Annotated in this window: 3 protein-coding genes; 2 read left to right on the top strand and 1 reads right to left on the bottom strand. The window is 67.4% G+C overall.

Annotated elements, in window-relative coordinates:
- Positions 1-499: 499 nt before the first annotated feature.
- Both V7E00_RS19970 and V7E00_RS19975 read left to right on the top strand, forming a co-directional pair.
- Positions 500-2,371: an ABC-F family ATP-binding cassette domain-containing protein gene (locus tag V7E00_RS19970; protein WP_333574357.1), complete on the top strand. Its 1,872-nt coding sequence runs from the start codon at positions 500-502 to the stop codon at positions 2,369-2,371.
- 136 nt (positions 2,372-2,507) lie between these two features.
- Entirely contained in the window at positions 2,508-3,083 is a 576-nt protein-coding gene (locus V7E00_RS19975) for a 2OG-Fe(II) oxygenase (RefSeq protein ID WP_333574358.1), read from the top strand.
- 9 nt (positions 3,084-3,092) lie between these two features.
- On the opposite strand, the gene V7E00_RS19980 is transcribed toward V7E00_RS19975, so the two are convergent.
- Positions 3,093-4,352 carry a vanadium-dependent haloperoxidase gene (locus V7E00_RS19980; protein ID WP_333574359.1) on the bottom strand — a complete coding sequence of 420 codons (1,260 nt, stop codon included), beginning with the start codon at positions 4,350-4,352 and terminating at the stop codon, positions 3,093-3,095.
- Between the last annotated feature and the right edge of the window lie 184 nt (positions 4,353-4,536).

Here is a 4,536-nt window from a genome sequence, read left to right on the forward strand (position 1 = left end):
GGCGAACCACCCGGCCCGCCTCCGCGGCCGACACGCGCAACGCCGTCAGCAACTGGGGCAGACTGAGATCCGCCTCCTCGACCGCGGAAAGATCGACATTGATATCGCCCTCCTTCGACAATGCGGCGATGCATTGTTGCTGAAGATCGGCGGCATGGCGCATGACAGCGCTAGGCGCGATGTGCACCTCTATCTCCATTTATCCCCCAGTAAGGTTTGTCAGCGCGTGCGGGATCGTTTGCGCTGGCGGCCGTGGATGGAACCGCAACAGGGAGATTATAGGTACAATGCCGGGGGACGATTCCGTTCGCGCCGCAAAAAATTTGCGATATCATGCATATGCGTCCCGACTTGCGCACCAGTCAGGCCCTTTCCACGCGCCAAATTTTCGTTTTTGAACAACATAGTTACGGCGGCGTACCGAACCTTCACGTCGATCATTCGGGTGCATGCGGATGGCTGGCCCTGCGGCGCCGCATCGGCTAGGCGCTGACGGATCATGCTCAACCTGACCGATATCACGGTGCGCCTGGGCGGGCGCACGATCCTCGACGCCGCCACCGCCAAGCTGCCGCCGCGCGGCCGCATCGGCCTGATCGGCCGCAACGGCGCCGGCAAATCGACGCTGGTGAAGGTGATTGCCAGCCAGCTCGAACCCGATGGCGGCAGCATCGACATGCCGCGCGGCGCCAAGCTCGGCTATATCGCGCAGGAAGCCCCCGGCGGCACCGCGACTCCGTTCGAGACGGTGCTCGCCGCGGACATCGAGCGTGCCGCGCTGCTCGAGGAGAGCGAGACCAGCCACGACCCCGATCGCATCGGCGAGATCCACGAGCGACTGATCGCGATCGACGCGCATGCCGCACCTTCGCGCGCATCGCGCATCCTGGTCGGCCTCGGGTTCGACGAAGAGATGCAGCACCGCGAGCTGGAGAGCTTCTCGGGTGGCTGGCGAATGCGCGTGGCGCTGGCCAGCCTGCTCTTCTCGCAGCCCGACCTGCTGCTGCTCGACGAGCCCTCGAACCACCTCGACTTCGAAGCGGTGCTGTGGCTGGAGGACTTCCTCAAATCCTATCCGGCAACGATCCTGCTGGTCAGCCACGAGCGCGACTTCCTCAACAATGTCGTCGATCACATCCTGCACCTGGAGCGCGGCAAGCTGACGCTCTATCCGGGCGGCTATGACGCGTTCGAGCGCCAGCGCGCCGAGCGCCAGGCCCAGCTCGCCGCCGCGCGCGCCAAGCAGCAGGCCGAGCGCGAGAAGCTGCAGGACTACATTGCCCGCAATTCGGCCCGCGCCTCCACCGCCAAGCAGGCGCAGAGCCGGCAGAAGGCGCTGGCGCGGATGCAGCCGATCGCCGAGCTGGTCGACGATCCCTCGCTCAGCTTCGACTTCCCGAACCCGGACGAGCTGCGCCCGCCGCTGATCACGCTGGACATGGCCAGCGTTGGCTATGGCGACAAGCCGATCCTCCAGCGGCTCAACCTGCGGATCGACCCCGATGATCGCATCGCGCTGCTCGGCCGCAACGGCAACGGCAAGACCACGCTCGCGCGCCTGCTCGCCGCGCAGCTGACGCCGATGGACGGCGGGATTAACAGCAGCGGCAAGATGAAGGTGGGCTATTTCACCCAGTATCAGGTGGAGGAACTCGACCGCGACGACACGCCCTTGCAGCACATGACGCGCAACATGGCCGGCGCGAGCCCCGGCGCGGTGCGCGCGCAGCTCGGCCGCTTCGGCTTCTCGGGCGACAAGGCGACGACCAAGGTCGGCAAGCTTTCGGGCGGCGAGCGCGCCCGCCTGGCGCTGGCGCTGATCACCCGCGACGCACCGCATCTGCTGATCCTCGACGAGCCGACCAACCACCTGGACGTCGACGCGCGCGAGGCGCTGATCCAGGCGCTCAACGGCTATACCGGCACCGTCGTCGTGGTCAGCCACGATCGCCACATGCTGGAAATGACGGCAGACCGGCTGGTGCTGGTCGACCAAGGCACCGCGCGCGAGTTCGACGGCACGCTGGACGACTATATCAGCTTCGTCCTGTCGAAGGATTCGAGCGGCGGCAAGGGTGGCGGGTCCAAGGCCGATCGCAAGGAAGCCCGTCGCGCCGCCGCTGAAGCGCGCGAACGGGGCAACGCCCTGCGCAAGGCGGCCAAGACGGCGGAGACCGAACTGGCCCGGCTGCAGGCGCTGCTCTCGGCGCTCGACAAGGCGATGTTCGATCCGGCGAATGCCGACGCGGCGCTGACCAAGCTGACGATGACCGATCTGATGAAGCGCCGCGCCGAAGTGGGTGCACAGATCGAAGCGGCGGAGCTGGCCTGGATGGAAGCGAGCGAGGCGCTGGAGGGAATCAGCGCATGATCCGGGCTCTCCTCGCATGCGGGAAGGGGCCCCGGCCGCACCGTGCGCTCGGCCAATTAGTGTTGCCTAACCCACTGTTAATCTTCGTCTTGTAGTCCGGAGCGGCCCCGCCGGGGCATGTTGCAAGGACCGGCCGTTGAACGACATTCGGGTACTCGACCATTTTCTGGGCGACGCGCGGCGCCAGCGTATCTGGGACTTTCTGGATCAGCCCGGATGGCAGCATGGCGCCTATTCCTCGGCCGCGCCGGGTGCGCCGCGCTATTTCTACAAGCACTTCGCCGGGTACCAGAGGAGCGCGCAGGAAGATCGCGATCCGAATGCCATCGCTTCGGAACTCGATGCGACGGCACCGCCGGTGGCGGAGGTCTGGGAAGACCTGCTGCGCAAGCCGCTTCGGGCGCAGCGGCTGTCGCGCTGCTATGCCAATCGGATGCCCGCCGGCATCGGCGGCGGCGTCCATCTCGATTCGGACTGCAAGGATCACCTTACCGCGATCTATTATCCGCAGGCAGACTGGTGCGCGGATCACGGCGGCGAGACGCTGTTCTTCAATCGCAGCGGCAGCGAGGTGCTCAAGGCGGTGGTGCCCAAGCCCGATCGACTCGTGATCTTTCCCGGCACCATTCCCCACGCTGCGCGGCCGATCTATGGCGGCGATCCGGATGCCGCGCGGATCACGCTGATGTTCAAGACGCTCGGCCGGGGCTGACGCGTCGGCTCAGGCCAGGGCCCTCCGATCACGCCGGCGACGCAACGCCATGCCCAGCATCGCGGCGCCGCTGAGCAGCAGCGCCCATGTTCCGGGCTCCGGCACCGGCGCGAACGCGCGGGCATAGGTGTAGCGGCCGATCGCATCGCCGGCGGCAAGCGCCGGAAGATTGTCGAAGCCATAGTGAATGCCGCCATAGATGCGGCTGATGCCCGCTTCGGCGGCGGCGGCGCTGAAGCTTCCGAAGCATCGTTCCTGCAGCGCCACCGCTGCATCGGGCTGCACACAGAAGGACACGTCGTCGCCAAAGAAGGACGCCAGCGCGCCCGCCGCGGCGCCGCTGAACGTGCTGTGGCCGGAGGCATAGCTCGGAAAATTCGGCGTCGTGAGCAGCGGCTTCCAGCCCGGCTCCCCCTCGACGCCGCAGCTTTGCAGCGTGCAGCCGTTGATCGCGGTGACCGGGCGCCAGAGAGTGTAGCTGTACTTGTTGTCCCAGGCGGATATCGCCGCGTCGGCCACCGAGGCGCCGACTACCGCCATCACGCGCGCCTCCTCCATCAGCGACAGGCTGCGCGATGCGAGGATTCCCGAGGCGATCTGCACCCAGTGGCCCGGCGGCGTCAGTGTACCGCCGCCATCTGCCCAGAAGCGTGCGATTTCCTGCTGTTCCACCGTGCCGCAGGTGGCGCAGCCGGTGGTGCGCACCTGTTCATATGCCGCCACGAACGCGGCCGATCCCAAAGCTGGCGGGGCGGCCAGACGGAACTGGCTTCCGCTCGCAAGCACGAACGGCGACACCTCGCCCCAGCCGGGCAGCAGCGGATTGGCGCCCGACGAAACGGTGCTGACAAAGGCGCCAGGTCCGCTGCCGAAGACATAGGGCAACTGGGCGGTCGAAGCGCCGTCCGCTGCACGGGCGGCGTAGAAGCTGGACGCGATGCTGCCGCCGAGGCCCAGGCTGGCGCTTGCCGTGGTGGCGCCCAGCCCGAGTGCGCCGATCTGCAGGTCGCGCTGCCCGATCAGTACGCCGGCGCGTGCGGGAAACAGCTTGGCGAGCATGTCATAGCCCGCAGCATAGGCCGCCGCCGATGGGGACACGCCGGAGACCGAACCGCCGCCATAGCCGTAGGCGCGATACCGGCTGCCGGAAGCGGCGTTGACGGCATCGAACATCGCGATCTGCACCATCGCGATCGCGCGCGAGGCGACGGGCGGCGGCGTTGCGCTGGCGCGGATGCTCGCGATCAGCGCTGCATTCACGTCCGTCACGGGCGATGCCTGGGCGGGCGCGATGCACGCCGCCAACACCGTTGCAGCTGCGACGGATCGAATCGTGCGGCGCATATCGCTCGCGCAGCCCACAGATCGCTTGAACATGGTTCCCCCCCCCCCCCCCCCCCCGGAAGCGCGTTGCGGCCCCCGCCGCATGCCTGTTCGCCACATTGCACAATTG

The sequence above is a fragment of the Sphingomonas sp. genome, assembly GCF_036731925.1.
Taxonomy (GTDB): domain Bacteria; phylum Pseudomonadota; class Alphaproteobacteria; order Sphingomonadales; family Sphingomonadaceae; genus Sphingomonas.